Below are 23,956 nucleotides of genomic sequence, written 5' to 3'. Positions count from 1 at the left end.
TCGGTCGGACCAGTGCTCAGGCCGTCGCGTACCCAGGTCGTCGCGTGCTCAGGTCGTCGCGTGCTCAGGCCGTCGCGTCGAGGTCGGCGGCGAGCAGCTCGCCGAGCGCCCCGAGCGCGTCCTCGGCCCCTTCGCCCTCGGCGGTGAGCTCCAGGGTCTCGCCGTGCCGGGCGGCCAGGGCGAGGACGGAGAGCAGGCTGCGGGCGTCGACCGGGCGCTGGCCCGGGCGGCCGACGGTGACCTTGACCGGCTGCCGGGCGGCGGCCTTGACGAACGCGGACGCCGGGCGGGCGTGCAGGCCGCTCGCGGAGCCGACGGTGACCAGGATCGAGTGCATCGGGGTTCCTCGGGGGAGACGATCGCCGACCCGGGTGGGAGCCGGGTCGGCGAGGGGTGGGCACGGGGGGAACCGTGCGAGGAGAGCGCGCGGGCCGCCGTGTTCGGGCCGGGTCTCGCGCTACGGGGGCGGTGCGGAGACCGGGCAGATCTGTGGTTTCACGCCCGTTGGCGTGTTGTTCTGATTGGTTCTACGCCCGAGTGATGCGGATGTCAACACATTCGGACATCCGTTCCCGGCTTGAACGGAGGCGGAACAGGCGCTTGCTTTTTCGGTCCGAGCGCGTATCGTCGGGCCTTGCCAGGCATGAACGGACATGAACGGACTCGAACCCACATGTATGCACCGGAGCGGCAGCAGCAGATCCTCCGCCTCGCCCAGCAACAGGGCAGGGTGGACGTGCCGACCCTCGCCAAGGACTTCGGCGTCACCCAGGAGACCATCCGACGTGACCTGAGCGCCCTGGACCAGGCCGGCCTGCTGCACCGGGTGCACGGCGGCGCGCTGCCCGCCGGAGCACTGCAACTGGAGCCGGGCCTCGCCGAACGGGACTCGACCGCCGCGGCCGAGAAGGAGCGCATCGCCAGGGCGGCGCTGGCCCTGCTGCCCGGCGAGGGCAGCGTCATCCTGGATGCGGGGACGACCGTCTCCCGGCTAGCCGGCCTGCTGCCGACCGACTGCGCCCTGACCGTCGTCACCAACGCCCTCCCGGTCGCGGCCCGGCTGGCCGACCACCCGAGGCTCTCGCTCCACCTGGTCGGCGGCCGGTTGCGGCACCGCACCCAGGCCGCCGTCGACGCCTGGGCACTGCGCGACCTGGCCGACGTCCACGCGGACGTCGCGGTGGTCGCGACCAACGGCTTCTGCCCGGAGGGCGGGCTGTCCACGCCGGACCTCGCCGAGGCGGCCGTCAAACGCGCCATGCTCACCGGCGCCCGCCGGGTGGTGCTGGTCGCCGACTCCGCCAAGTACGGGGTCCGCCACTTCGCCAGGTTCGGCTCGCTGGACCAGGTCGACGTCCTGGTCACGGACACCGGACTCACCGACGAGCAGACCGCAGAGATCGAGAACCACGGACCGGAAGTCATCCGCGCATGATCGTCACCATCACCCCGAACCCCAGCCTCGACCGCACCTACGAGCTGGCAACGCTCGCCCTCGGCGAGGTCAACCGCGCCGCCCACGACCGGCTCGACCCCGGTGGCAAGGGCGTCAACGTCTCCCGCGCGCTCACGGCGGCCGGCCACCGCACCACGGCCGTCCTGCCGCTCGGCGGCCTCTCCGGACAGCTGCTCTCCGATCTGCTGCGCCGCCAGGGCATCGACGTCGCCGCGGTCGCGATCGCGGGCGACACCCGGATCAACGTCTCGATCGTCGAGGACGGCGGCAGCCTCACGAAGATCAACGCGGTCGGACCGGAGCTCAGCGCCGCCGAGTCGGCCGCGCTGCTGGCACTCGTCCGCGACTCCCGGACGATCGGACGGGGCACCGGGAACGCCGTCGACTGGCTGGCCTGCTGCGGCAGCCTGCCGCGCGGACTGGCGCCGCAGTGGTACGCCGAGCTGGTCGCCCAGGTGCACTCGGGCGGCGCCCGGATCGCCCTGGACACCTCCGGTCCCGCGCTGCTCGTCGCGCTCCCGGCCCGTCCCGACGTGGTCAAGCCCAACCGGGAGGAACTCGCGGAGGCCGTGGGCCGCCCGGTCGTGACCGTCGGCGACGCGGTGGACGCGGCGGGGGAGCTGCGCGAGCGCGGCGCCCAGCAGGTCCTCGCCAGCCTCGGCGCGGACGGGATGCTGCTGGTCGCCGAGGAGGGCAGCTGGTACGGCAGCGCACCGGTCGCCGCCGTCCGCAGCGACGTGGGAGCCGGCGACGCCTCCCTCGCAGGCTTCCTCGGGGCCGGTGGGACCGGCCCCGAGGCACTCGCGGCGGCGCTCGCGCACGGCGCCGCGGCCGTACAACTGCCGGGGAGCGCCATGCCGACCCCGGCCGATCTGGACCCGGCCGCGGTGGTCGTGACGGCGGACATCCCGCTCGACCGACCGCTCCGCGGCTGAGCACGCGGCTGAGCGCGCGGCCGAGGCCGCAGGCGAGACCGCAGTCGAGCCGCGGGCCGGTCCGCGGCCGAGAACGGCCTCCGGTCGGAGGCAACCCCGCCCGGCCGTGTGGGACGGCAGGGCGGGTGATCCCGGGGGCAAGGGAACACCGTCAGGCACCAGTCGAAGGACCGACACGATGACCGACCCGATGAGCGACACCAGCGGACTGATCTCACCCGCACTCGTCGACCTCCACCTCGCCCCCGAGGACAAGAGCGAAGCGCTCCGCGCCCTCGCCCAGCGGCTGGTCGCCGAGGGCCGGGTCACCGACCTCGACGGCTTCCTCGCCGACATCGCCGCCCGCGAGGCCCAGGCCCCGACCGGGATGGGCGACGGGATCGGCATCCCGCACTGCCGATCGGCCCATGTCACCCGGCCCAGCCTGGCCTTCGGCCGCAGCGTCCGGGGGGTGGACTTCGACGCCCCGGACGGACGGCCCGCCGACCTGGTCTTCATGATCGCGGCACCGGCCGGGGCGGACGACACCCACCTGCAGATCCTGGCCGCGCTGGCCCGTCGGCTGATGGACCCGGCGTTCACCGGCGCCCTGCGCGAGGCCGAGAGCCCGCGCGCGGTCGCGGCCCTGGTCAACGGCGAGGAGGCGCCCGCCGCGGTGCCGGCTTCGGCGGCCGCGGCGCCGGCCGGTTCGGAGTCGGCTGTTTCGGAGTCGGCCGCCGCCGGTGGGCTGCGGCTGGTCGCGGTGACCTCCTGCCCGACCGGGATCGCCCACACCTACATGGCCGCCAAGGCCCTGGAACTGGCCGCCGCCCGGGCGGGGGCGCGGATCGACGTCGAGACCCAGGGGTCCGCCGGGACGACGCCGCTGCCGCCCGAGGCGATCGCCGCCGCCGACGCGGTGATCCTGGCCCACGACGTCGAGGTCCGCGACCGCGCCCGCTTCGCCGGCAAGCCGACCGTGGACGTCGGCGTGAAGGCCGCCGTCAACCGCCCCGACGAGCTGATCGCCGAGGCCACCAGGCTGGTCGCCGAGACCGGCAGCGGTGCGCGCGCCGCCGCCCCGGCGGCCGCGACCGGCGGGCGAACGGGCGAGCACTGGGCCCAGCGGCTGCGCAAGTACCTGATGACGGGCGTCAGTTACATGATCCCGTTCGTGGCGGCGGGCGGTCTGCTGATCGCCCTCGCGTTCGCGATCGGCGGCTACCAGATCGCCTCCGCCCCCTCCGTGCTGGGCCATTTCGACTGGACCTCCTCGCACAGCTGGGCGGCGATGCTGTTCCAGACCGGCAAGACCTCCTTCGGGTTCCTGGTCCCGGTCCTCTCCGGATACATCGCCTGGGCGATCGCGGACCGCGCGGCGCTGGCCGCCGGCATCGCCGGCGGTGCCGTGTCGGTGGCGGTCGGCGCGGGCTTCCTCGGGGGCATCGTGTCGGGCCTGGCCGCGGGCTTCCTGGTGCTGTGGATGGTCCGGTGGAACGTGCCGAAGGCGGTCAGGGGCATCATGCCGGTGGTGGTGATCCCGCTGCTGTCGGTGGCGGCGGTCGGCTTCCTGATGTTCGTGCTGGTCGGCTCGCCGATCGCCTCGGCGATGAACGGCCTGACCGACTGGCTGAACGGCCTCTCCGGCTCCAACGCGATCCTGCTGGGCGTACTGCTCGGCGCGATGATGGCCTTCGACATGGGCGGCCCGCTCAACAAGGTCGCCTACACCTTCGCGGCCGGTGCGCTCACCACCGCGGGCAGCGCGCCGGACGCCGGCAGCCTCAAGGTGATGGCCGCCGTGATGGCGGCCGGCATGACCCCGCCGCTGGGCATGGCCCTGGCGACCGTCGTCCGGCGCCGGCTGTTCACCGCCGAGGAGCGGGAGAACGGCAAGGCGGCCTGGGTGCTCGGCGCGTCGTTCATCACCGAGGGCGCCATCCCGTTCGCGGCGGCCGACCCGCTGCGGGTCATCCCGGCGAACATCCTCGGCAGCATGACCGCGGGCGGCCTGGTGATGGCCTTCGGCTCCACCCTGCGGGCCCCGCACGGCGGCATCTGGGTGCTCCCGCTGATCGGCAGCCCGTTCCTGTACCTGGTCGCCGTCGTGGCGGGCACGGTCGTCACCACGGCGGCGGTCGTCCTGCTCAAGGGCATGCGCAAGCCCGCCGGCCCGGAGGCTCCGGACTCCGTCGCCACCGGGGCGGAGCTGGTCGGCGCCTGACGCCCAGGTGGGCCCGGGGGAGCCGGGATCCGGGAGCCGGTAGGGGCGCCCGCTCGATCGAGCGGGCGCCCCTGTCGTGTCCGCGGGGCGCGGGCGCGCGGCCTTCGGAGCGGTGCGGCGGTGCGGCGGTCGCCGGGACCGGCCCGACCGGGCGGGGTTTCCGGAGCGGAAGGCCCGACGCCGGTCGGGGCAACAGGATGTTAACGAGATCGGCACAACTTACGCCCGGAACGCGTATTTACTCGTCCCATAGCCGTGCTTTACTCGCCCTTGACGCGCCATCAGGTCGCCGGAACGGCACCGACGACGGCGCGGCCCAGTGGTGTGCTGCGGCCGTCGTGCCGACGCACCCTTCCGCCCGGAGCGCACGGCTCCGCGCACCGCCACGTCCCCCGTCCCTCGCCCCTCCGGCCGAAGCCGTAGGGGCCACGAAGGAGGCCCCGACCCCCATGGAACCGCTCATCGACCGGGCCCGGACCTTTCCGCAGCGCGCCGACGGCACCGGCCGGAAGCTCACCGGTCTCGCCGCCGGCCAGACGCCCCAGGCACTCTTCATCACCTGCTCGGACTCGCGGGTGGTGCCGGCCCTGATCACCGGCGCCGACCCCGGCGACCTCTTCGAACTCCGCACCGCCGGCAACATCGTCCCCGACTACCGGGCCGACCGCGCCTCGGGCGAGACCGCCACCGTCGAGTACGCCGTCGAGGTGCTCGGCGTCCGCGACATCGTGGTCTGCGGCCACTCGCACTGCGGCGCGGTCGGCGCCGTGGTCCGCGGCGAGGACCTCAGCGTCGTGCCCGCCGTCCGCGACTGGCTGCGCCAGGCCGACCCGGCCGAGCTCGGCGCGGACGGGACGGATGTGTTCGACCCCACGGTCGCCGGCCCGGTGCAGCGCCACGTCCTCACCCAACTGGACCGGCTGCGCGGCTATCCGGCCGTCGCCCGACGGCTGGGCGAGGGCGGGATCCGGCTGCACGGCTGGTTCTACGAGATCCACACCGGCCTGGTGCTCGCCCACCAGCCCGAAGCCGACCTCTTCCTGCCGCTGTGAAGCGGCTGTCCACCGGTCCGACCCGCCAATGAACCACGGCACCCCGCCCGGCCCCGCACACCGCGGCGCCACCACCACCCTCCGGACCGACACCGTCCGCACCGATACTCTCCCGAGGACCCGATGACCCGTCGTCCCGCCCTTCGGCTGAGCACTCTGCGCTCTGACCTCCCCGCTTCCGTCGTCGTCTTCCTGGTCGCGCTCCCGCTCTGCGTGGGCGTCGCCGTCGCCTCCGGCGTGCCGGCCGAACTCGGCCTGATCACCGGCATCGTGGGCGGCCTGGTGACCGGGCTGATGCCCGGCAGCAGCCTCCAGGTGTCCGGCCCCGCGGCCGGCCTGACCGTGCTCGTCCTCGCCGCCGTCCAGGAACACGGCCTCGCCACGCTCGGCGTCATCACCGCCGCGGCCGGCCTGCTCCAACTCGCCATGGGGGCGGCCCGACTCGGCCGCCTGTTCCGGGCGATATCCGTCTCCGTCGTCCAGGGCATGCTCGCCGGGATCGGCCTCGTCCTGATCGCCGGTCAGCTCTACGCCCTCGCCGACGCCAAGGGGCCGGCCGACGGCCTCGGCAAACTGGCGGGCCTGCCGGGCCTCGCCGTCGACGTCGCCGGGAGCCCGCACGCCCTCGCCGCCGCCGCGATCGGCGCCGGGACGGTGGCGGTCCTGGTGCTCTGGCCCCGGCTGCCCGCCAAGGTCCGGCTGGTGCCCGCGCCGCTCGCCGCCGTCGCCGCCGCGACGGCCGTCACCGCCCTCGCCGACCTGCCCGTCGCCCGGGTCCGGGTGGCCGGCCTCGCCGGGGTGATCCACCTGCCCGGAGCCGCCGAACTCGCGGCGCTCGGCACGGTCGGAGTCCTCGGCACGGCGCTCGCGTTCGCGCTGATCGCCTCGGCCGAGAGCCTGTTCAGCGCGGCGGCCGTCGACCGCCTGCACGACGGCCCGCGCACCGACTACGACCGTGAACTGCTCGCCCAGGGCGTCGGCAACACCGTCTGCGGGTTCCTCGGGGCCCTCCCGATGACCGCCGTGATCGTCCGCAGCGCCGCCAACGTGCAGGCCGGCGCCCGCACCAAGGCCTCCCGGGTGCTGCACGGACTGTGGCTGCTGCTCTTCGCCGCCCTCGTCCCCGCCGCGCTCACGGTCATCCCGGTCGCCGCCCTGGCGGGCGTGCTGGTGCACGCCGGCGCCAAGCTGGTCCCGCTCCGCGCGCTGCGCCCGCTCTGGCGGGCCGACCGCGGCGAGGCGGTGATCCTGACGGTGACCGCCCTGGCCATCGTGGCGACCAACCTGCTCGAAGGCGTACTGCTCGGGCTGCTCCTCGCGGTGCTCAAGAGCGCCTGGGACACCTCGCACCTGCAGATCGCGGTCGTCACCGATCCGGCCGACGAACCCGTCCGGGTGACCCTGAGCGGCAACGCCACCTTCCTCCGGCTGCCCCGCCTGCTGGAGACCCTGGAATCGCTGGCCGAACTGCCCGCGGACCGCCCCGTGCGGCTCGACCTCTCGGGCCTGCGCCACCTCGACCACGCCTGCCGCAGCGCCCTGGAGCAGTGGCAGGAACGCCACAACCGCAGCGGCCGCGCCGAGTTGGTCGGACTCCCGGTGGCGGCGGCCTGACCCTGCCACCCGGCTCCGGGGCGCCGGGAGGGTTCCACCCGCCCTCCCGCACGTCCTGGCCCTGGTCCTGGCCCGGGGCCTGGAGATGTTCCTCCGGGTCACCTCGCCGGTCCCGGGCCTCCCCACCCGGACGGTGGACGGGCCGTGGGCCGGCCGTACAATTTTTGGATCCGAACGATTGGGGTGTGGCGGGTGTCTTCGCAGCGTTCTCTGACCGAGGCCGAGAAGCTGGCCGAGAGCAGGCTCGGCGGGATCCCGCTGCGCCGCGAGCAGATGGCCGTGGTGGCGAACATCCACCGGGCCGCCGCGGCCGTCCGGCAGCACCTGGAGAACACCGTGCTGCGCGGGGCCGATCTGACCTGGACGGCCTTCGTGGTGCTCTGGGTGATCTGGATCTGGGGCGAGTCGGAGACCCGGCAGGTCGCCGAGGAGGCGGGCATCTCCAAGGGGACGCTCACCGGGGTGGCCCGGACCCTGGAGTCGCGGGGGCTCGTCGCGCGGGCGGACCACCCCAGTGACGGGCGGCTGGTGCTGCTGGACCTGACCCCGGAGGGCCGGGAGCTGATGGAGCGGGTCTTCCCGGACTTCAACGCCGAGGAGGCGTTCGTCGCCGGCCGCCTCAGCGACGAGGAGTGCCGGCGCACGGCGGACGCGCTGCGCCAGGTGGTGCTGCAGGTGCAGGAGCAGGGCGAGGAGCGGCGGCTCGCGCTGCTGGACGGGCGGGAGCCCGCTCCGCGGCGGAGCGGGCGCCGGCCCAAGCGGGGCTGAGTGGCATCAGCCGCGCGCCTTCACGGCGGCGCGCACGAAGGCGTCGAACAGGCGCTGCTGGGCCGGGTCCTGGGCGGCGGTGTCCTCGGGGTGCCACTGGACTCCGAGGAACCAGCCCGCGCCGGAGGGCAGTTCGAGGGCCTCGACGGTCCCGTCGGCAGCGGTGGCGGTCACCGCGAGTCCACGGCCCAGCCGGTCGACGCGCTGGTGGTGGAAGCAGGAGGCGTCCAGTTCCCCGGTGCCCGCAGCGCCGCACAGGGCCGAGCCGGGGGCCACGGTCACGGGGTGGACGAGGTGGCGGTGCTCCCGCTCCGGGCCGCCCATGTCCTGGTGGAGCGTCCCGCCCAGCGCGGTGTTGACCGCCTGGAGGCCGCGGCAGATCGCCAGCAGCGGCATCCCCGTCCCGACGGCGTGCCGGGCGGCGGCGAGGTCGAAGCCGTCCTGCTCGTCGTCGACGTCGTAGACGCTCGCGTGGGTGTCGGGGTGGCCGTAGCGGTGGGGGGCGATGTCGCCGCCGCCGGGGAGCAGGAGGGCGTCGAACGCGCCGAGCCGGGCGGCGACTTCGGACGGCGGGCAGGTGCCGCCGGGAGCGTGCGGGTGGAGGCCGACCGGTTCGCCCCCCGCGCGCCAGACGGACTCGACCAGGGCGCGGGCACTGACCTCGGCGGCGTGGCGCAGCGCGGAGGTGGAGGCGGCGAACCGGGCGGGGATCGCGATCAGGGGACGCCGTCGGTCGGAGCGGCCCGGGTGGCTCACAGCTGGATCCAGGTGGTCTTGAGCTCGGTGTACTTCTCCAGCGCGTGGGCGGACTTGTCGCGTCCGTTGCCGGACTGCTTCCTGCCGCCGAAGGGCACGGTGAGGTCGCCCTCCTCGTAGCAGTTGACCCAGACCGTGCCGGCGCGCAGGGCCCGGGAGACGCGGTGGGCGGTCGACAGGTCGCCGGTCCAGAGGCCGGCCGCGAGGCCGTAGTCGGTGGCGTTGGCCAGTTCCACCGCCTCGGCGACGTCGTCGAAGACGAGGACGGAGAGCACCGGTCCGAAGATCTCCTCGCGGGCGAGCCTCATGGACGGGTCCACCCGGTCGAAGACGGTCGGCTGGAGGTAACTGCCCGTCCCGGTGGTGAGCCGGGCACCGCCGGTGCGCAGTCGGGCGCCCTGGTCGACCCCGGTCGTGACGTGGTCCAGGACGCGCCCCAGATGGGCTTCGCTGACCAGCGCGCCCATCTCGGTGGCGGGGTCGAGGGGGTCGCCCACCCGCAGTTCCCGGGCGCGGCGGATCACGGCCTCGGTGACCTGCTCGGCCACGGAGCGGTGGACGAGCAGGCGGGAGGGCGCGGTGCACATCTCGCCCTGGTTGAAGAAGATGCCCCAGGCCGCGGTGGCGGCGGCCCGGTCCAGATCGGGGGCGTCGGGCAGGATGATGTTGGGGGACTTGCCGCCCAGCTCCAGCCAGACGCGCTTGAGGTTGGAGTCGGCCGCGTAGTGCAGGAACCGGCGGCCCACCGGGGTGGAGCCGGTGAAGGCGAGGACGTCCACCCCGGGGTGCAGGCCGAGCGCCCGCCCCGCGGTGGGGCCGTCGCCCGCGACGACGTTGAGCACGCCTGCGGGGAGCCCGGCGTCGGCGGCGATCCGGGCCAGTCGCAGCGCGGAGAGCGGGGAGCACTCGGAGGGCTTGAGGACGACGGTGCAACCGGCCGCCAGTGCCGGGGCGATCTTCCAACTGGCCAGCGTCAGGGGGAAGTTCCAGGGGACGACGGCGCCGACGACCCCGGCGGGCTCGCGGGTGACGAGGGCCAGCGCGTCCGGGGCGACGTGCGGGGCCCCGTCGGTCACCTTGTCGGCGAGCTGCCCGTACCAGCGGAACGTCGCGATCGCGGCGCGCAGTTCGATCGCGTAGGCGTCGCTGACCGGCTTGCCCATCTCCAGGCTGACGGTGAGGGCGAGTTCCGCGCGGTGCTCCTCGATCAGGTCCGCGATCCGGAGCAGGACGCGGCCGCGCTCGGCGGGTGCCAGCCGGGGCCAGGGGCCGGCGTCGAAGGCCCGGCGGGCGGCGGCGACGGCGGCGTCGACCTCGGCGGTGCCCGCGTCGGCGACCTCGGCGAGGACCCGGCCGTCGCGGGGGGAGACGACGGTGAAGGTGGCGCCGCCGCCCGGCTCGTCGGCGCCGTCGATGAGGTGGGTGTCCGGCGGCCGGAGTCGGTGGGCGCGCCGCACCCACTCCTGGTGCGTGGTGGCGTCGGACATCGGGGTGTCCTCCGTTCTTTGGGGTCAAACGTCAAGGTGGCGGGGGTGCGCGGTGGTCCGCGCCGAGGGGGCGGTGCGCCGGGCCGCCCCCTCGGGAGCGGGGCCGGGCCTAGCCGGACGCGGAGTCGGTGCCGGCGGCGGATCCGTCAGCGCCGTGGTCGGCGCCGTTGCCGTCGTCGGCGGCGGACCGCCGGCGCCGGCCGCGGGTCAGCCGGGAGGCCGTCACGCCCGCGGTCAGGACCGCCGGGACGGAGAGGACCAGCCAGGTGGCGGTGGTCGTGCTGCCGCCGATCAGGGTGGTGAAGTTGCTGAGGACCAGCCAGAGGGCGCCGGCCAGGCCCAGGGCGCCCAGCGTCGGGGCGATCACGGTGTTCCAGGGCCGGGTGTCGAGCCGCTCGCGGCGGAAGAACACGATCACCGAGCAGGAGGTGAGCAGGTACAGCAGCATGCAGGCGAGGACACCGAGGCCGCTGAACCACGAGAACAGGGACAGCACCGGGTCCTTGCCGAGCAGGGCGAAGGGGAGCACCAGCAGCACGGCGACCGCCGACTGGACGCAGCCCGCGGCCCAGGGCGAGTGGCGGCGGTTGAGGGTGCGCAGGCCGCGCGGCAGCAGTCCGTCGCGGCTGAGCGAGAACAGGTAGCGGTTGGCGGAGTTGTGGAAGGCCAGGATGCCCGCGAAGAGCGAGGTGGCCAGCAGGATCGGCAGCACGGTGTTCACCCAGCCGCCGAACCGGTCGGCGATCGGCGCGAACACGAACTCGGTGCTGCTGCCGCCGGTGACGGCGCTGGTCGCGGCGTCGAGCACGTGGGAGGCGCCGTAGCTGGAGACCAGCATCCAGGAGACGAAGGCGAAGAAGGTCGTGATGACGGCGACCGACAGGTAGGTGGCACGCGGGACGGTGCGGTGCGGCTCGCGGGCCTCCTCGCCGTAGATGGCGGTGGCCTCGAAACCGAACATGGAGGCGACCGCGAACATCAGGGCGACACCGGGGGCGCCCTTGAGGGCGGCGTCGGGCGAGAAGCTGTGGCCGAAGTCGAGGCCCTGCGGGCCGCCGCCCCTGAGGAGGGTGACCAGGGCGAAGGCGAGCAGGATGCTCGACTCGGCGAGGACGAAGACGGTCAGCACCTTGGCGCCCATCTCGATGCCGGTCGCGCCGAGCACCTGGACGAGTGCCACGGTGGCCAGCGAGAAGACCCACCAGGGCACGTCCGCGCCGGTGTAGTGGATGACCAGGCCGTTGACGGTGGCGCCGTAGAGCCCGTACATCGCCGCCTGGACGGAACAGTAGGCGAAGAACGCGACCGCTGCGCTGCCCGTACCGGTGGCGTGGCCCAGGCCCCTGCCGATGTAGGTGTAGAAGGCTCCGGCGTCGACGACGTGGCGGCCCATGGCGACGAAGCCGACGGAGAAGAGCAGGATCACGGCGCCGACCGCGGCATAGGCGGCGGGAGCGCCGGCGCCGTTGCCGAAGGCTATGGCGACGGGGACCGCGCCGGCGATGCCGGTGAGCGGCGCCTGTGCGGAGAGGACGAAGAAGAGGATGCCCAGGACGCCCAGTGCGTTGGGCTTGAGCCGGCCGGAGGCCGGGGCGGTTTCCCGCCGGGAGTGGTCGGGAGCGACCGTGTGACTGTCCACTCGGATCACCTGCTGAGGAGAGAGGCTACTGTTTAGAGCCAAACGAGTTGCCTCATCCTGGGCTCAAACTATCCACCTGACAAGGGGTTCGCGGCGGCGAAATCCCTTGGGGCGGTCAAGAGTTGATTACGGCCCCGCGATGGTCGGGGCGGAGGTGCCGTCGCCGTCGCCGTCGCCGTCGGCGCCGAGCAGTCGCAGCAGGGAGCGCAGCCGCGCCAGCGCGGCCTCGGTGGCCGCGGGCTCGTCGAGGACGAGCTGGTGCAGCACCAGGCCGTCCAGGGCGGCGAAGACGAGCCTGGTCAGCCCGTCGTCCGCGTCCTCGGGGAGCATCCGGGACAGCTCGCGCCGGGTGGCGTCGAAGTACTCGTCGTACAACGTCCTCACCTGCGGCAGCAGTTCGGGTCGGCGCCGGGCCTCCAGGAGGAGGTCGTACTGGAAGGCCTGGGTGTCCGGGTCGGAGTTGACCATGTCCGCGAGGCCTGCGGAGAAGTCCGTGCTGCGGCCGGTGCCGGCCCCCAGTGTGCTGGTGTTCAGACTGGTCCGGACGGTGTGGGCGAGCGCCTCCTCGATCAGGGCGTCGCGCGAGCCGAAGTGGTGGGCGACCAGGCCGTGGGTGACCCCGGCCTCCTCCGCCACCGCCCGGTAGGTGAGCCTGCGCAGCCCGCCCCGGGCCACCACCCGCACGGCGGCGCTCAGCAGCGCCTCGCGCCCCGCACCGTAGTGGACCGCCTTGCGCGGTTTGCGCGGCTTTCCCGCCGCGCCGGGGCGGCCCGCCTCGTCAGTCTCCGTCATGGCGGTGACCCTACAAGGCAGGCCGCCCGCGGCCGGGCCCGTGATCAGCGCTTCGGGGGCCGGACGCCCCGGAACTCCCAGTCGCCGCCCAGCGCCGTGGAGAGCACCTCCTCGGACTCCGTCGGCTGGGCGCCGATGTCGGAGCGCACCGGGGTCGGACCGGAGACGATGCGGTTGGCGAGCCGTCCGAGCCCTTCGACCTCGACCTCGACCAGGTCGCCCGGTTGGACGGGGCGGGAGTTGGCCGGGGTGCCGGACAGCAGCACGTCGCCGGGGTAGAGGGTGATCGTGCGGGCGATGTCGGCGACCAGGTAGTGCATGTCCCACTCCATCTCGTCGGTCGAACCGTCCTGCACCACCTCGCCGTTGACGTAGGTGCGCAGGTACTTCCCGGGGAAGTCCCAGTCGGTGACCAGCCCGGGGCCGAGCGGGCAGAGCGTGTCGGAGCCCTTCACCCGCAGCATCGAGCCGGCGTCGGTGTCGCGGAAGTCGTGCAGGCCGTAGTCGTTGGCCACGGTGTAGCCGGCGATGTGGTCGGCCGCCTCGGCCGGGGAGATGTTGCGTGCGGTGCGGCCGATGACGATGGCGACCTCGCCCTCGTAGTTCAGCCACTTGCAGCCCTCCGGGCGCACCACCGCGCCGCCGTGGGAGTTGAGCGAGGAGGTGGGCTTGTGGAAGTAGGTCGGGGCCGGGCCGAGCCCGATCCGGAACTCCGCCACCCGGCTGAGGTGGTTGAGGTGAACGGCGATGATCTTGCTGGGCACGACCGGCGGCAGGTGCTGCGCCGCTGCGGCCTTCACCCGGCGGCCGTCCCCGGCGACGAGCTCCTCGCCGTCGCGGACGACCTGGACGGCGGCGCCGTCCAGCAGGATGCGGCGGTACTCGGGCATCAGGATCCCTCCCCGTGGGGGTCGACGTGGTGGTGGGGGTCGTGGCGCCGGCCGGGGCCGCGCGGAGCGGTCCGGTCGGCCGTGGTCCGCCCGGCCCCGGTCCGCTCGACCCCGGTCCGCCCGGTCGCGGTCCAGCCGTCGGCGGGCCGGTCGAACCAGAGGTGCACCTGGCCGGTGCCGATCGAGTTCTCGTACTCGCCGTACTGGCGGCCGGGTGCCGTGCAGGCCTGCGCGCCCAGCGCGCCGGCCATCATCAGGTAGTGGGAGAACCCGGCCTCCGGCCTGAACCGCCGGAACTCGTCCATGGTGTCGAGCACGAGGTCGTGGCGGCCCTGCCGGAACCACCCGATCCGCTGGAGGTCGGCCGCGCGCGCCTCGGGGGTGAAGACGTGCCGGGGGTCGCTGGACTCGTGGTCGCGCAGCTCGCGCAGCGGCCAGAAGGTGTGCGAGAGCGCGCCGGAGGCGATCAGCAGCACGCGTCGGCCCGGTGTGGCCGCGACGCCGTCGGCGAGGGCCCGGCCGAGGCGCAGGTGGTCCTCCGCGTCCCCGGTCTGGCAGACCCCGACGGTCACCCAGCGCTTGTCGGGCAGGCCCTCGCCCAGGTACTTCCACAGGTTGATCGTGGCGTAGTAGACGGGCAGGAAGGGGTCGTCGATCGGGGTGATCCAGGTGCCGTGCCGCTCGGCGAACCCGGCGACGTTGCGGGCGAGTTCGGGGTCGCCGGGGTAGTCGTAGGGCATTCGCGACATGCCGCGCGGCAGTTCCTCGGAGGTGAACAGCCCGGCCCGTCGGGCGTGGGCGGTGACGACGAACTCGACGGTGGTCGCCCAGTGCGAGTCCAGCACCACGACGGTGTCGTAGTCGTCCCGCTCGAAGACCTCGCGGCGCAACTGCCGCAGGCCGGTGACCAGGGTGATCTCCCGGCCCTCGTTCAGCTCCCGGCGGGTCTCCTTCGGCAGCACGATGGTGGGGACGTGGGCCAGCAGGCCCGCCCCGACGATCTCACCCACGGGACCCCCAACCCCCGGGCGCCGTCACGGTGTTCTTGACGTCGCAGTAGAAGTCGAAGCTCCAGTCGCCGCCCTCCCGGCCGACGCCCGAGTGGCGCGCGCCGCCGAACGGGGCCCGGAGGTCGCGGACGAAGAAGCAGTTGACCCAGACCGTGCCCGCGACCAGCCGCGCGGTGACCCGCTCGGCGCGCTCGTGCGAGCCGGTCGCGACGGTGGCGGCGAGGCCGAAGCGGGTGTCGTTGGCGAGCGACACGGCCTCGTCCTCGCCGGTGAAGGTCTGCAGGGTGAGCACCGGTCCGAAGACCTCCTCCTGCACGATCTCGCTGTCCTGGGCCACGTCCGTCAGCAGCGTCGGGGCGTAGAACAGGCCGTCCCCGCGGTGCCCGCCGAGGACCACCCGCGCCCCGGCCCCGACCGCCCGCCGCACGAAGCCGTCGATCCGCTCCACCTGCCGCGGGTGGATGGTGGGGCCGATGTCGGTGGCCGCGTCGCGCGGATCGCCCTGGACCAGCCGGGCCGCCCGGGCGGTGAACCGCCGGGTGAACTCCTCCGCCACCGACTCCTCGACGAGCAGGCGGGTGGCGGCGAGGCAGACCTGGCCGGCGTTGTCGTACTGCTCGACGGCCAGCTCGACGGCCAGGTCCAGGTCCGCGTCGGCGAAGACCAGCAGCGGGGACTTGCCGCCCAGCTCCAGGCTGAGCGGGGTCAGCCGGGCGGCGGCCGAGGCGGCGATCCGCTGCGCGGTCGGGACGGATCCGGTGAAGCTGATCCGGCGGACGTCCGGGTGCGAGGTGAGCGCGTCCCCGACCTCGCTCCCGAGGCCCTGGACGACGTTGAGCACCCCGGCGGGCAGGCCCGCCCCGGCCGCGATGTCGGCCAGCAGCGAGGCGGTCAGCGGCGACCACTCGGCGGGCTTGAGCACCACGGTGTCGCCGGCCGCCAGCGCGGGCGCGACCTTCCAGGTCGCCAGCATCAGCGGCGCGTTCCACGGGGTGATCAGCACGCAGGGCCCGGCCGGGTCCCAGCTGACGTGGTTGGTGTGCCCCCGCGTCTCGAAGTCCTCGTGGCCGAGCGCGAGCAGGTGGTCGGCGAAGAAGCGGAAGTTGTGGGCGACCCGGGGCATCACGCCGCGCCGGTGGGAGCGCAGCAGCGCGCCGTTGTCGTGGGTCTCGACCTGCGCCAGCTCCTCCAGGCGCTTCTCCACGCCGTCGGCGATCGCGTGCAGGATCCTGGCCCGCTCGGCGCGGGGCGTGGCCGCCCAGCCGGGGAAGGCGGCCTTCGCGGCGGCGACGGCCGCCTGCGCCTCGGCGGCGCCGCCGCGGGCGATCCCGCCGAGCAGGCCGCCGTCGACGGGGGAGTGGTCGGGGAAGGTCCCGGCGGAGGCGACGCGCTCGCCGCCGATCCAGTGCCGGGTGTCGATCTCGACGCCGGCCACCGTGATGGTGTGACGGTTCGTCATGCCTTGTCCTCCTCCAGGACGGTGGTGGTGTGGGAGGCGAGCAGTCGCCCGCCGTCCCAGGTGACGCCGACCTGGCGGTAGTAGGCGCCGATCGGCTCCCGGACCTCCAGTCGGGCCAGCTCCTCGGTCGGGGCCTCGAAGAGTTCCAACTCGGCGTCCGCGGCCCACGGTTGGCCGCCCTCGAAGGCCGCCGCGCCGGACTCCACCAGCTCGTCCAGCGCCAGGCCCCCGCCCTTCTCGATGGAGGGCAGCCAGCGGTGGTGCGCCATGGGGTGGCCGTTGACGAAGCCGTTGCTCCCGGCCGGTCCGCGCAGCGTCACGACCGCCTGGGCGAGCCGCCGGTCGGCGGCCGCCAGGGTCGCGCCGAAGCGGGCGCCCGCCTCGATGCGGGGCGCCGGGCCGTACGGGTGGGGGCGGGTCAGGTGGATCGAGCCGAGCTTCTTCGGGTAGCCCTGGTGCAGTCCGCGGGCGATGGCGAAGTCCTTGTCGACCCAGATCCAGACGCAGCGCGAGTAGGTGCGGCCCCGGTAGGAGCAGCGGACGACGGCGAACGCCTCCTTGTACTGGGCGCGCACCGGATCCAGCAGCTCCTCGTGGCCGGTCGAGCAGGACTGCCAGTCGGCCCAGATCAGCGCGACGGCGCCCGGGTCCTCCGCGGCGAGCTCCAGCGGCTCGGGCAGGAGCTCGCGCACCCGCGCGGGGTCGGTGCGGTACTCGACGGTGAGGAGGTCCCCGGAGTAGTGCCACGGCGGTGCGGGGATCAGCGAGGAGCGGCCGGAGGCGCTCTTGGGGTGGAACCAGCCGTGCGGGGCGGTCATCGGTGTCTCCTTCAGGGGTGGTTTCAGGGGGCGGCGAGGGTGGGCTGCGCCAGCAGCTCGGCGCGGTGGCGCGCGGCGGCCGCGGCGACGTTGCGGCCGCCCAGGGCGAGGACGCCGACGAGCCGGCCGTCGCGGTGGTAGCCCACCAGGACGTCGCCGTTCGGGCCGCGGTCGAGCACCCGGACGTCGCCGGTGCCCAGGGCGGGGGCGCCGAACGACTGGAGCCGGACGTCGTGCTGGTCGCTCCAGAAGCCGGGCAGCGGGGCGAAGGGCTCCGGCGGGGCGGCCGCGCCGTGCAGGTGGGCGACCAGGGTGCGGGCCGCATGGCGGGCGGTGTCGGTCGGGATGCACCAGTGCTCGACCCGGCGCGGCACCCCGTCGTAGCGGGCGTTGGGGAACCGGGCCACATCGCCGACCGCGACCACGTGGGGCAGTCCGCCGACCCGCAGGTGCTCGTCGGTGAGCACACCGTCGGTGAGGTCGAGGGCGTTGCCCGCCAGCCATTCGGTGTTGGCGACGGAGCCGACGGACTCCACGACGACGTCGGCGGGCAGTTCGGTGCCGTCGGCCAGGACGACGCCGGTGACGCGTCCCCGGCCGGTGACGGGCTCCCCGCCGGCGACGGGCTCCCCGCCGGTGAAGGCGGAGACGCGGGTGCCGAGGGCGAAGCGGACGCCGCGCTCCCGGTGGCGCCGGAGCAGTTCCCGGGCGGGCAGTTCGCCGAGCGCGCGCAGCATCGGCAGCGGTTCGGGGTCGACCACGGTCACCTCGGCCACGCCGAGCCCGACGGCGGTCGCGGCCACTTCGCAGCCGATGAACCCGGCGCCGACGACGACCAGCCGGACGCCGGGGCGCAGCAGTTCGGCCCGCAGGCCCTCCGCGTCGGCCAGGGTGCGGACGGTGTGCCGGCCGGCGGTCGGTCCGGGGCAGTGCAGTCGGCGCGGCCGCACGCCGGTCGCGACGACGAGGCCGTCGAAGTCCAGCCGTCCGCCGCCGTCCAGCACCACCCGGCGCCCGGCGAGGTCGGCGGCGGCGACCCGGGTGCCGAGGCGCCACTCGACGTCGGCGACGGACGCGCGCAGGGTGAAGGCGAGGGACGTGGACGGAGCCTTTCCGGCCAGTACCTCCTTCGACAACGGCGGTCGGTTGTACGGGAGATGGGGCTCCTCGCCGACGACGGTGACGGCACCGCGCCAGCCGGCCGCCCGCAGTTGCTCGGCCGCGCGCAGGCCGCCCAGGGAGGCGCCGGCGACCACGATGCGGGGGGTCAACTCAGCCCTCGATCCGGATGGCCTGGAGCGGGCAGACGTCCGCGGCCTCCTCGACCTCGTCGCGCAGCGCGTCGTCCGGGTCGCTCACGTGGGCGAGGCGGCCGGTGTCGTCGAAGCGGAAGACGTCCGGGGCGGCGAAGACGCACTGGCCGTGGTCCTGGCACTTGGTCATGTCGACGACGACCTTCATGGCCGGTCCTCCTGGGGGTGGGAGAGCGTCGCGGAGGGGGAAGGGAGGGGGAGTCCCGGCAGCGGGCAGTCTGGGCGGCCGGCTGCCGGGACGGTGCCAACGGGGCGGGCAGCGCCCCGAACTCGTTTGGCTTCAAATAACGTAGGGCGGCCCTCGGGTGCGGTCAATAGCTATCCGGATGGATAAATTCTTTCCGCCATCCCTTGCGGGCCGGGTCGGGCCGCCTTAGCGTTTGACGCCAAATGACACGGGTGTCCCCACCCTCCGCGGCCCCCGACGGACCGTCCGAGCGGTCCGGGCCCGCCGTCACCCCCCGTCCCGGGCCCCACGACCCACCCCACCGCCCACGCCCGCCCCAGGAGGCACCGGTGAGCGCATCCCCGTCCCCGTCCGCACCCCCGCCCGCGTCCCCGTCCGGGTCCGAAGAACTCGACGACCGGCTCCGGCGACTGGCCGCCGACGGCATCGACGTGGTCCGGGTGACCTACCCCGACCTCATCGGCACCGACCGCGCCCGTGACGTCCTGCTCGGCCACCTCCCCGCGGCCTGCGAGCACGGTCTCGCCTTCTGTCGGGCCGTCTACCACACCAGCCCGCAGGGGCACGTCGTCCCGGTGCCCGGCGGGCTCGACGCAGGCCTCCCCGACGTCACCGTGCGCCCCGACCTGGACACCCTGCTGAAGCTCCCCTGGGAGCCGGGCGTCGCCACCTGCCTCGGCGAGGTCACCGACCCGCGCACCGGCGCCCCCGCCGCCGAGTCGCCGCGCGACCTGCTGCGCACCGTCCTCGCCCGCTGCGCCGAGCACGGCCTGCGCCCGGTCGTCGGCCCGGAACTGGAGTACTTCCTCTGCTCGCCCACCCCGGAGGGCGGTTGGCGGCGGTACTCCGAGGCCGAGGGCGTCGTCTACACCGCGGGCCTGCGCGCGGACCCGGAGAACCACCTGCTGCGCACCCTGCGGCAGCTCCGTGAGCTCGGCATCGGCGTCCTCGCCGGCAACCACGAGTTCGACGGCGGCCAGTTCGAGATCAACCTCGCCCACTCGGAGGCCCTCGACGCGGCCGACCGGGCCTTCCGCTTCAAGGGCGCGGTCAAGGAACTCGCCCGACGGGAGGGGAAGTTGGCCACCTTCATGGCCAAGCCCTTCAACGGCTCGGGCGGCTCGGGCTTCCACCTCCACCTGTCCTGTACCGACGCCGGGGGCGGGAACCTCTTCGACGACCCGGCCGCACCCCACGGGCTCTCCGCCGCCGCCCGGCACGCCGTCGCCGGCGTCCTGGCGCACGCCCCGGCGCTCGCGGCCCTGCTCAACCCCACCGTCAACTCCTACAAGCGGTTCGGCCGGGACACCCTGGCTCCCTGGCTGGTCGACTGGGGGCTGGACAACCGCAGCGCCATGGTCCGCATCCCGCCGGAGCGCGGCTCCGGCGCCCGCTTCGAACTGCGCCTCGGCGACGCGAGCGCCAACCCGTACCTGCTGATCGCCGCCACCGTCGCCGCCGCCCTGCTCGGCGTCCTGGCCGGCGAGGAGCCCCCGGAGCCGCTGGACGGCTACGGCTACGACCCCGCCCGGTCCGCGCTCCTGCCGACCAGCCTGCCCGCCGCGCTCGACGCCCTGGAGGCGGACACCGCCCTGACCGAACTGCTCGGCGAGGACTTCGTCGCCTCCTTCCTGGCCTACAAGCGCCACGAGGTGGAACGCTTCCAACGGCACGTCACCGACTGGGAGTTCGACGAGTACGCGTACCACCTCTGAGCCTCCGAACCGCCGTCTGGAGAACCATGACCAGTGCCACCACCCCCACCACCGCGGCCGAACTGCGGGCGCGACTCGACGAACCGCTCCCGCTGGACCAGGTCGACCTCACCGACCTCGACCGCTTCGGCGACGGCGTCACCCCGTGGCGGATGTTCCGCACGCTGCGCCGTGCGGACCCCGTCCACTGGCAGCCCGAAGCCGCGCCCAACTCCGGCTTCTGGGCGGTGACCCGCCACGCGGACATCGCCCGGGTCGACCGCGACGCCGAGACCTTCACCTCCACCCGGTTCGTCAACCTGGAGGAGGTCGACGACGACCAGATCGGGAAGCGCGCCTCCCTCCTGGAGCTGGACGGCGTCCGCCACCGAGCCCTGCGCAGCCTGCTGCAACGGCAGTTCGGCCGGAGCACCGTGGACCGCTACGCCGACTTCCTGCGCGGACTGACCGCGAGGACCCTGGACGCCGCGCTGGCCAAGGGCAGTTTCGACTTCGTCGCCGAGGTCTCCGCCGACTTCCCGATCAACGTGCTGGCCCGGCTGCTGGACGTGCCGCCGGAGGACAACCGGAAGCTGATCGACTGGGGCAACCGGATCATCGGCAACACCGACCCCGACTACGCCGACGTGCTGCTCCACAGCGCGGAGAGCGAGAAGTACCGCGACCTGCCGTTCCGCTCCCCGGCCTCGCTCGAAGTCTTCGCGTACGGGCGGGAACTGGCTCGTCAACGGCGCGGCGGCGACGGAACGGACCTGGTCTCCCGGCTGGTCAACGGGACCCCGCGGGACGGTGTCCCGCTGTCGGCGCGGGACTTCGACAACTACTTCCTGCTGCTGGTCGTCGCCGGCAACGAGACCACCCGGCACACCATCAGCCACGCGATGCTGGCCCTCGTCCAGCACCCCGAGCAACTGGCCCGGCTCCAGCAGGACCCGGCGCTGATCCCCGCCGCGGTCGAGGAGTTCCTGCGCTGGGCCTCCCCGGTCTACCACTTCCGGCGCACCGCCACCCGCGACGTGGAACTCGGCGGCAGGCGGATCCGCGAAGGCGACAAGGTCGTGATGTGGTACGCCTCCGGCAACCGGGACGAGGAGGTCTTCGGCGACCCCGACCGGTTCGACGTGACCCGGGCGCACAACGACCACCTCGCCTTCGGCAAGGGCAGCCCGCACCTGTGCCTGGGCAACCTGCTGGCGCGGACCGAGATCCGCATCATGTTCGAGGAGCTGATCCCGCGGCTGTCCTCGATCCGGCTGACCGGCGAGGTGCCCCGGGTCCGGTCCAACTTCGTCAACGGCATCAAGCGGCTGCCGGTGGAGGTCACTCCGGCCTGACACTCCGAACGGCCGGCGCCGACCGTGCTCCTGATGTTACGTCAAACTGCTCCGGACACACGGTTGTTGCCGACCGGTCGCATGGCCGAAACCTCCCCGGGAGCCGACCCGGCCGCGCCGCAAGTGCCAGGACATGTGAAGCGTGTCACATAGTTCCGGGGTCCGGCGGCTGCCCGGATTCCGGACGGACGGGTTCGCTGCCGCGTCCGGGCAGGTCCCGGCCGCGTCACCCGGGCGCGGGACGCCGGCGGGGCCGGACCCGGACTGCTGTCGTCCGTATGGGATCCATTGATAGTCGGCAGAACTCGTGCGATGTTGGGTCCACTGCTCGAAGGGCCGGAGGCGGGACCACGCTCCCGTCGCCCTGCCGCAGGGCCGGCCGGAGTTGTCCGCCCTGCGCGACCTTCGCTCCTCCCTCTCCTCCGATGACGCCTGACCACGGTGAACCGTGGTCCGTCCGCCGTGCCGCGGAACCCCGCCGGCCGGCGCTGTCCGCTCACCAGTTGAGGAACCACGCCGTGAACCCAGCAGCACAGTCACCCGAACCCATGCGTTGGACGATCCGGACCCAACTCCCCGTCGCCTACGAGATCATCGAGACGCCCGGCCTGTTGGACCCCGCCAATCCCGAGCTGCTGAGACTGCCCGGGGGAGCCACCGGCCGGCAGAGCCGCCTGGTGGTGCTGGACCACTCGATCGACGACCTGTACGGCGGGCGGATCCGCGAGTACTTCGACGCGAACGACGCCCCGGTCACGTACCTCTCGATGCCCGGGGACGAGGAGAGCAAGTCGATCGGCAACGTGCTCGACGTGGTGACGAAGCTCAACGAGGTCGGCACCAACCGCCTGAGCAGCCCGCCGATCGTGATCGGCGGCGGGGTGCTCGCCGACGTGGTGGGCCTGGCCGCGAGCCTGTACCGCCGGGGCATCCCGTACATCCGGGTGCCCACCACCCTGCTCGGCCAGGTGGACGTCAGCGTGGCCGCCAAGACCGGGGTCAACTTCGGCGGGTACCGCAACCGGTTGGGCAGTTACAGCCCGCCGCCCCGCACGCTCATCGACCGCGAGTTCCTGGCCACCGTGCCGCACCGCCAGATCCGCAACGGCATGGGCGAGATCTTCAAGATGGCCCTGATCAAGGACCTCCGGCTGTTCGAACTGCTGGAGGAGTACGGCGCCGAGCTCGTCGAGGCGCGGTTCCAGGAGACGGCGGTGGTCCGACCGCCGACCGGGATCGCGGACGAGGTGATCGGCCGCGCCATCGCCGGCATGGCGGAGGAGCTCCAGCCCAACCTGTGGGAGAAGGACCTGCGGCGCAGCGTCGACTACGGCCACTCCTTCTCACCACTGGTCGAGATGCGCGCCCTGCCCGAGCTGCTGCACGGCGAGGCCGTGGCGATGGACTGCGTCTTCTCCGCCGTCCTGGCGGCACAGCGCGGGCTGATCGGCGCCGGCGACCTGGAGCGGATCACCGCCGCGGCGCTGCGGCTCGGCCTCGCCCCGTCGCACCCGCTGTTCTGCGACACCGAGTTGCTCACCGAGGCGCTGGCCGACACCGTCCGGCACCGGGACGGCAAGCAGAACCTCCCGGTCCTGACCCGGATCGGCGCGGTGACCTTCCTCAACGACCTCACCGGGGCCGAGATCACGGCGGCCGCCGGGTACATGGGCAGGCTGCTGGATCCCTCCTCCCGGCCCGCGGCCGCCGCGGTGACCGGATGACGGAGGCGGGCGGCGCGGGGGGCGGCGGCCCCCACGGCCTCGCCGGGCGGGTGGTGGTCGTCACCGGCGGCAGCACCGGCATCGGGCGGGCTGCGGGGGCGGCGTTCGCCCGGGCCGGGATGCGCGTGGTGCTGGCGTCCCGGCGCGTCGCGCAGGGCGAGGCGGCGGCCGCCGAGATCACGGCGGCGGGCGGCGAGGCGCGCTTCGTCCCCTGCGACATCACCGACCCGGCCGGTGTCCGGGAGCTGTTCGCCGCGGTGCGCGAGCGGTACGGCACCGTCCACCACGCCTTCAACAACGCGGGAGTCCCGGGCGACGGGCGGTTGGTGGACCTGACGCCGGAGCAGTTCGACGCCACCTTCGCGGTCAACACCCGCGGCCTGTGGCTCTGCCTGCGCGAGGAGCTCCGGCTGATGGCGGACCAGGGGTTCGGCGGCATCGTCAACACCAGCTCGGTGCACGGGGCCCGGACCGTCTTCCCGGGGATCGGCGCCTACGTCACCAGCAAGCACGCGGCGAACGCGCTCACCCGGGTCGCCGCCCTGGAGCACGCCCGGGACGGGGTGCGGGTGAACGCCGTCGCGCCCGGTCCGATCGAGACCGAGATGCTGGCCGCCTCCGAAGCGGCGGTCGGCGGGGCCACGACCTGGCGGGGCCTGATCCCGTCCGGGGCGATCGGCACTCCCGAACAGGTCGCCGACGTGGTGCTGTGGCTGTTCTCCGACGCCTCGTCCTACGTCAACGGCCAGGTGATCGCCGTGGACGGCGGGTTCCTGGCGGTCTGATCGCCCTGATGTCGAGCCG

At 73.9% G+C, this 23,956-nt stretch carries 21 protein-coding genes; 10 read left to right on the top strand and 11 right to left on the bottom strand.

Features of this window, described 5'->3' with window-relative positions:
* Positions 1–64: 64 nt before the first annotated feature.
* Entirely contained in the window at positions 65–337 is a 273-nt protein-coding gene (locus AB0O91_RS06825; protein ID WP_363428660.1) for an HPr family phosphocarrier protein, read from the bottom strand.
* 336 nt (positions 338–673) lie between these two features.
* Between AB0O91_RS06825 and AB0O91_RS06820 the strand changes: the two genes are divergently transcribed.
* From AB0O91_RS06820 to AB0O91_RS06795, 6 genes are all read left to right on the top strand, one after another.
* The gene (locus tag AB0O91_RS06820; protein WP_363428658.1) at positions 674–1,435 is read left to right on the top strand and encodes a DeoR/GlpR family DNA-binding transcription regulator; all 762 of its coding nucleotides are present in this window, start codon (positions 674–676) and stop codon (positions 1,433–1,435) included.
* The gene (gene pfkB, locus AB0O91_RS06815) at positions 1,432–2,391 is read left to right on the top strand and encodes a 1-phosphofructokinase (protein WP_363428656.1); all 960 of its coding nucleotides are present in this window, start codon (positions 1,432–1,434) and stop codon (positions 2,389–2,391) included. Before AB0O91_RS06820 ends, pfkB begins: the two co-directional genes overlap by 4 nt.
* A gap of 178 nt (positions 2,392–2,569) precedes the next feature.
* Positions 2,570–4,594: a fructose-specific PTS transporter subunit EIIC gene (locus tag AB0O91_RS06810; RefSeq protein WP_363428654.1), complete on the top strand. Its 2,025-nt coding sequence runs from the start codon at positions 2,570–2,572 to the stop codon at positions 4,592–4,594.
* 449 nt (positions 4,595–5,043) lie between these two features.
* Positions 5,044–5,646 carry a carbonic anhydrase gene (locus tag AB0O91_RS06805; RefSeq protein WP_363428652.1) on the top strand — a complete coding sequence of 201 codons (603 nt, stop codon included), beginning with the start codon at positions 5,044–5,046 and terminating at the stop codon, positions 5,644–5,646.
* A 123-nt stretch (positions 5,647–5,769) separates the two neighbouring features.
* Entirely contained in the window at positions 5,770–7,260 is a 1,491-nt protein-coding gene (locus AB0O91_RS06800) for a SulP family inorganic anion transporter (RefSeq protein ID WP_363428650.1), read from the top strand.
* A 192-nt stretch (positions 7,261–7,452) separates the two neighbouring features.
* Positions 7,453–8,028: a MarR family transcriptional regulator gene (locus AB0O91_RS06795; RefSeq protein ID WP_363428648.1), complete on the top strand. Its 576-nt coding sequence runs from the start codon at positions 7,453–7,455 to the stop codon at positions 8,026–8,028.
* 6 nt (positions 8,029–8,034) lie between these two features.
* Here AB0O91_RS06795 and AB0O91_RS06790 read toward each other — a convergent pair whose 3' ends face one another.
* From AB0O91_RS06790 to AB0O91_RS06745, 10 genes are all read right to left on the bottom strand, one after another.
* Positions 8,035–8,784, bottom strand: a complete 750-nt coding sequence (locus AB0O91_RS06790; RefSeq protein ID WP_363428646.1) for a gamma-glutamyl-gamma-aminobutyrate hydrolase family protein — start codon at positions 8,782–8,784, stop codon at positions 8,035–8,037.
* Positions 8,781–10,271 (bottom strand): aldehyde dehydrogenase, encoded by a 1,491-nt coding sequence (locus AB0O91_RS06785; protein WP_363428644.1) that lies wholly within the window; start codon positions 10,269–10,271, stop codon positions 8,781–8,783. Before AB0O91_RS06785 ends, AB0O91_RS06790 begins: the two co-directional genes overlap by 4 nt.
* A 109-nt stretch (positions 10,272–10,380) precedes the next feature.
* Complete coding sequence (locus tag AB0O91_RS06780; protein ID WP_363428642.1) at positions 10,381–11,910, bottom strand: APC family permease; 1,530 nt, start codon at positions 11,908–11,910, stop codon at positions 10,381–10,383.
* Positions 11,911–12,036: 126 nt separating this feature from the next.
* Positions 12,037–12,702: a TetR family transcriptional regulator gene (locus tag AB0O91_RS06775; protein WP_363428640.1), complete on the bottom strand. Its 666-nt coding sequence runs from the start codon at positions 12,700–12,702 to the stop codon at positions 12,037–12,039.
* A gap of 44 nt (positions 12,703–12,746) precedes the next feature.
* The gene (locus tag AB0O91_RS06770) at positions 12,747–13,592 is read right to left on the bottom strand and encodes a fumarylacetoacetate hydrolase family protein (protein WP_363428638.1); all 846 of its coding nucleotides are present in this window, start codon (positions 13,590–13,592) and stop codon (positions 12,747–12,749) included.
* Positions 13,592–14,602 carry a 3,4-dihydroxyphenylacetate 2,3-dioxygenase gene (locus tag AB0O91_RS06765; RefSeq protein WP_363428636.1) on the bottom strand — a complete coding sequence of 337 codons (1,011 nt, stop codon included), beginning with the start codon at positions 14,600–14,602 and terminating at the stop codon, positions 13,592–13,594. Before AB0O91_RS06765 ends, AB0O91_RS06770 begins: the two co-directional genes overlap by 1 nt.
* On the bottom strand, positions 14,595–16,061 hold the full coding sequence (locus AB0O91_RS06760; protein WP_363428634.1) for an aldehyde dehydrogenase: 1,467 nt from the start codon (positions 16,059–16,061) through the stop codon (positions 14,595–14,597). The genes AB0O91_RS06765 and AB0O91_RS06760 overlap by 8 nt, the downstream gene beginning before the upstream one ends.
* Positions 16,058–16,879, bottom strand: a complete 822-nt coding sequence (locus AB0O91_RS06755; protein WP_363428632.1) for an acetoacetate decarboxylase family protein — start codon at positions 16,877–16,879, stop codon at positions 16,058–16,060. Before AB0O91_RS06755 ends, AB0O91_RS06760 begins: the two co-directional genes overlap by 4 nt.
* Before the next feature lie 23 nt (positions 16,880–16,902).
* Positions 16,903–18,150 carry an FAD-dependent oxidoreductase gene (locus tag AB0O91_RS06750; RefSeq protein ID WP_363428630.1) on the bottom strand — a complete coding sequence of 416 codons (1,248 nt, stop codon included), beginning with the start codon at positions 18,148–18,150 and terminating at the stop codon, positions 16,903–16,905.
* Between the two features lies 1 nt (position 18,151).
* The gene (locus AB0O91_RS06745) at positions 18,152–18,340 is read right to left on the bottom strand and encodes a ferredoxin (protein WP_363428628.1); all 189 of its coding nucleotides are present in this window, start codon (positions 18,338–18,340) and stop codon (positions 18,152–18,154) included.
* A gap of 479 nt (positions 18,341–18,819) precedes the next feature.
* On the opposite strand from AB0O91_RS06745, the gene AB0O91_RS06740 reads away from it, so the two are divergent.
* From AB0O91_RS06740 to AB0O91_RS06725, 4 genes are all read left to right on the top strand, one after another.
* Positions 18,820–20,094, top strand: coding sequence for a glutamine synthetase family protein (locus tag AB0O91_RS06740; RefSeq protein WP_363428830.1), 1,275 nt, complete (start codon positions 18,820–18,822; stop codon positions 20,092–20,094).
* Positions 20,095–20,120: 26 nt separating this feature from the next.
* A complete protein-coding gene (locus AB0O91_RS06735) occupies positions 20,121–21,428 on the top strand; it encodes a cytochrome P450 (RefSeq protein ID WP_363428626.1) in 1,308 nt (435 codons plus the stop codon).
* A gap of 548 nt (positions 21,429–21,976) precedes the next feature.
* Positions 21,977–23,152: a sedoheptulose 7-phosphate cyclase gene (locus tag AB0O91_RS06730; protein ID WP_363428624.1), complete on the top strand. Its 1,176-nt coding sequence runs from the start codon at positions 21,977–21,979 to the stop codon at positions 23,150–23,152.
* Entirely contained in the window at positions 23,149–23,937 is a 789-nt protein-coding gene (locus AB0O91_RS06725; protein ID WP_363428622.1) for an SDR family oxidoreductase, read from the top strand. The genes AB0O91_RS06730 and AB0O91_RS06725 overlap by 4 nt, the downstream gene beginning before the upstream one ends.
* The last annotated feature ends 19 nt before the right edge of the window (positions 23,938–23,956 follow it).

It is taken from the genome of Kitasatospora sp. NPDC089797, from assembly GCF_040684795.1.
Taxonomy (GTDB): domain Bacteria; phylum Actinomycetota; class Actinomycetes; order Streptomycetales; family Streptomycetaceae; genus Kitasatospora.
This window is presented reverse-complemented; position numbering and strand designations above follow the sequence as displayed.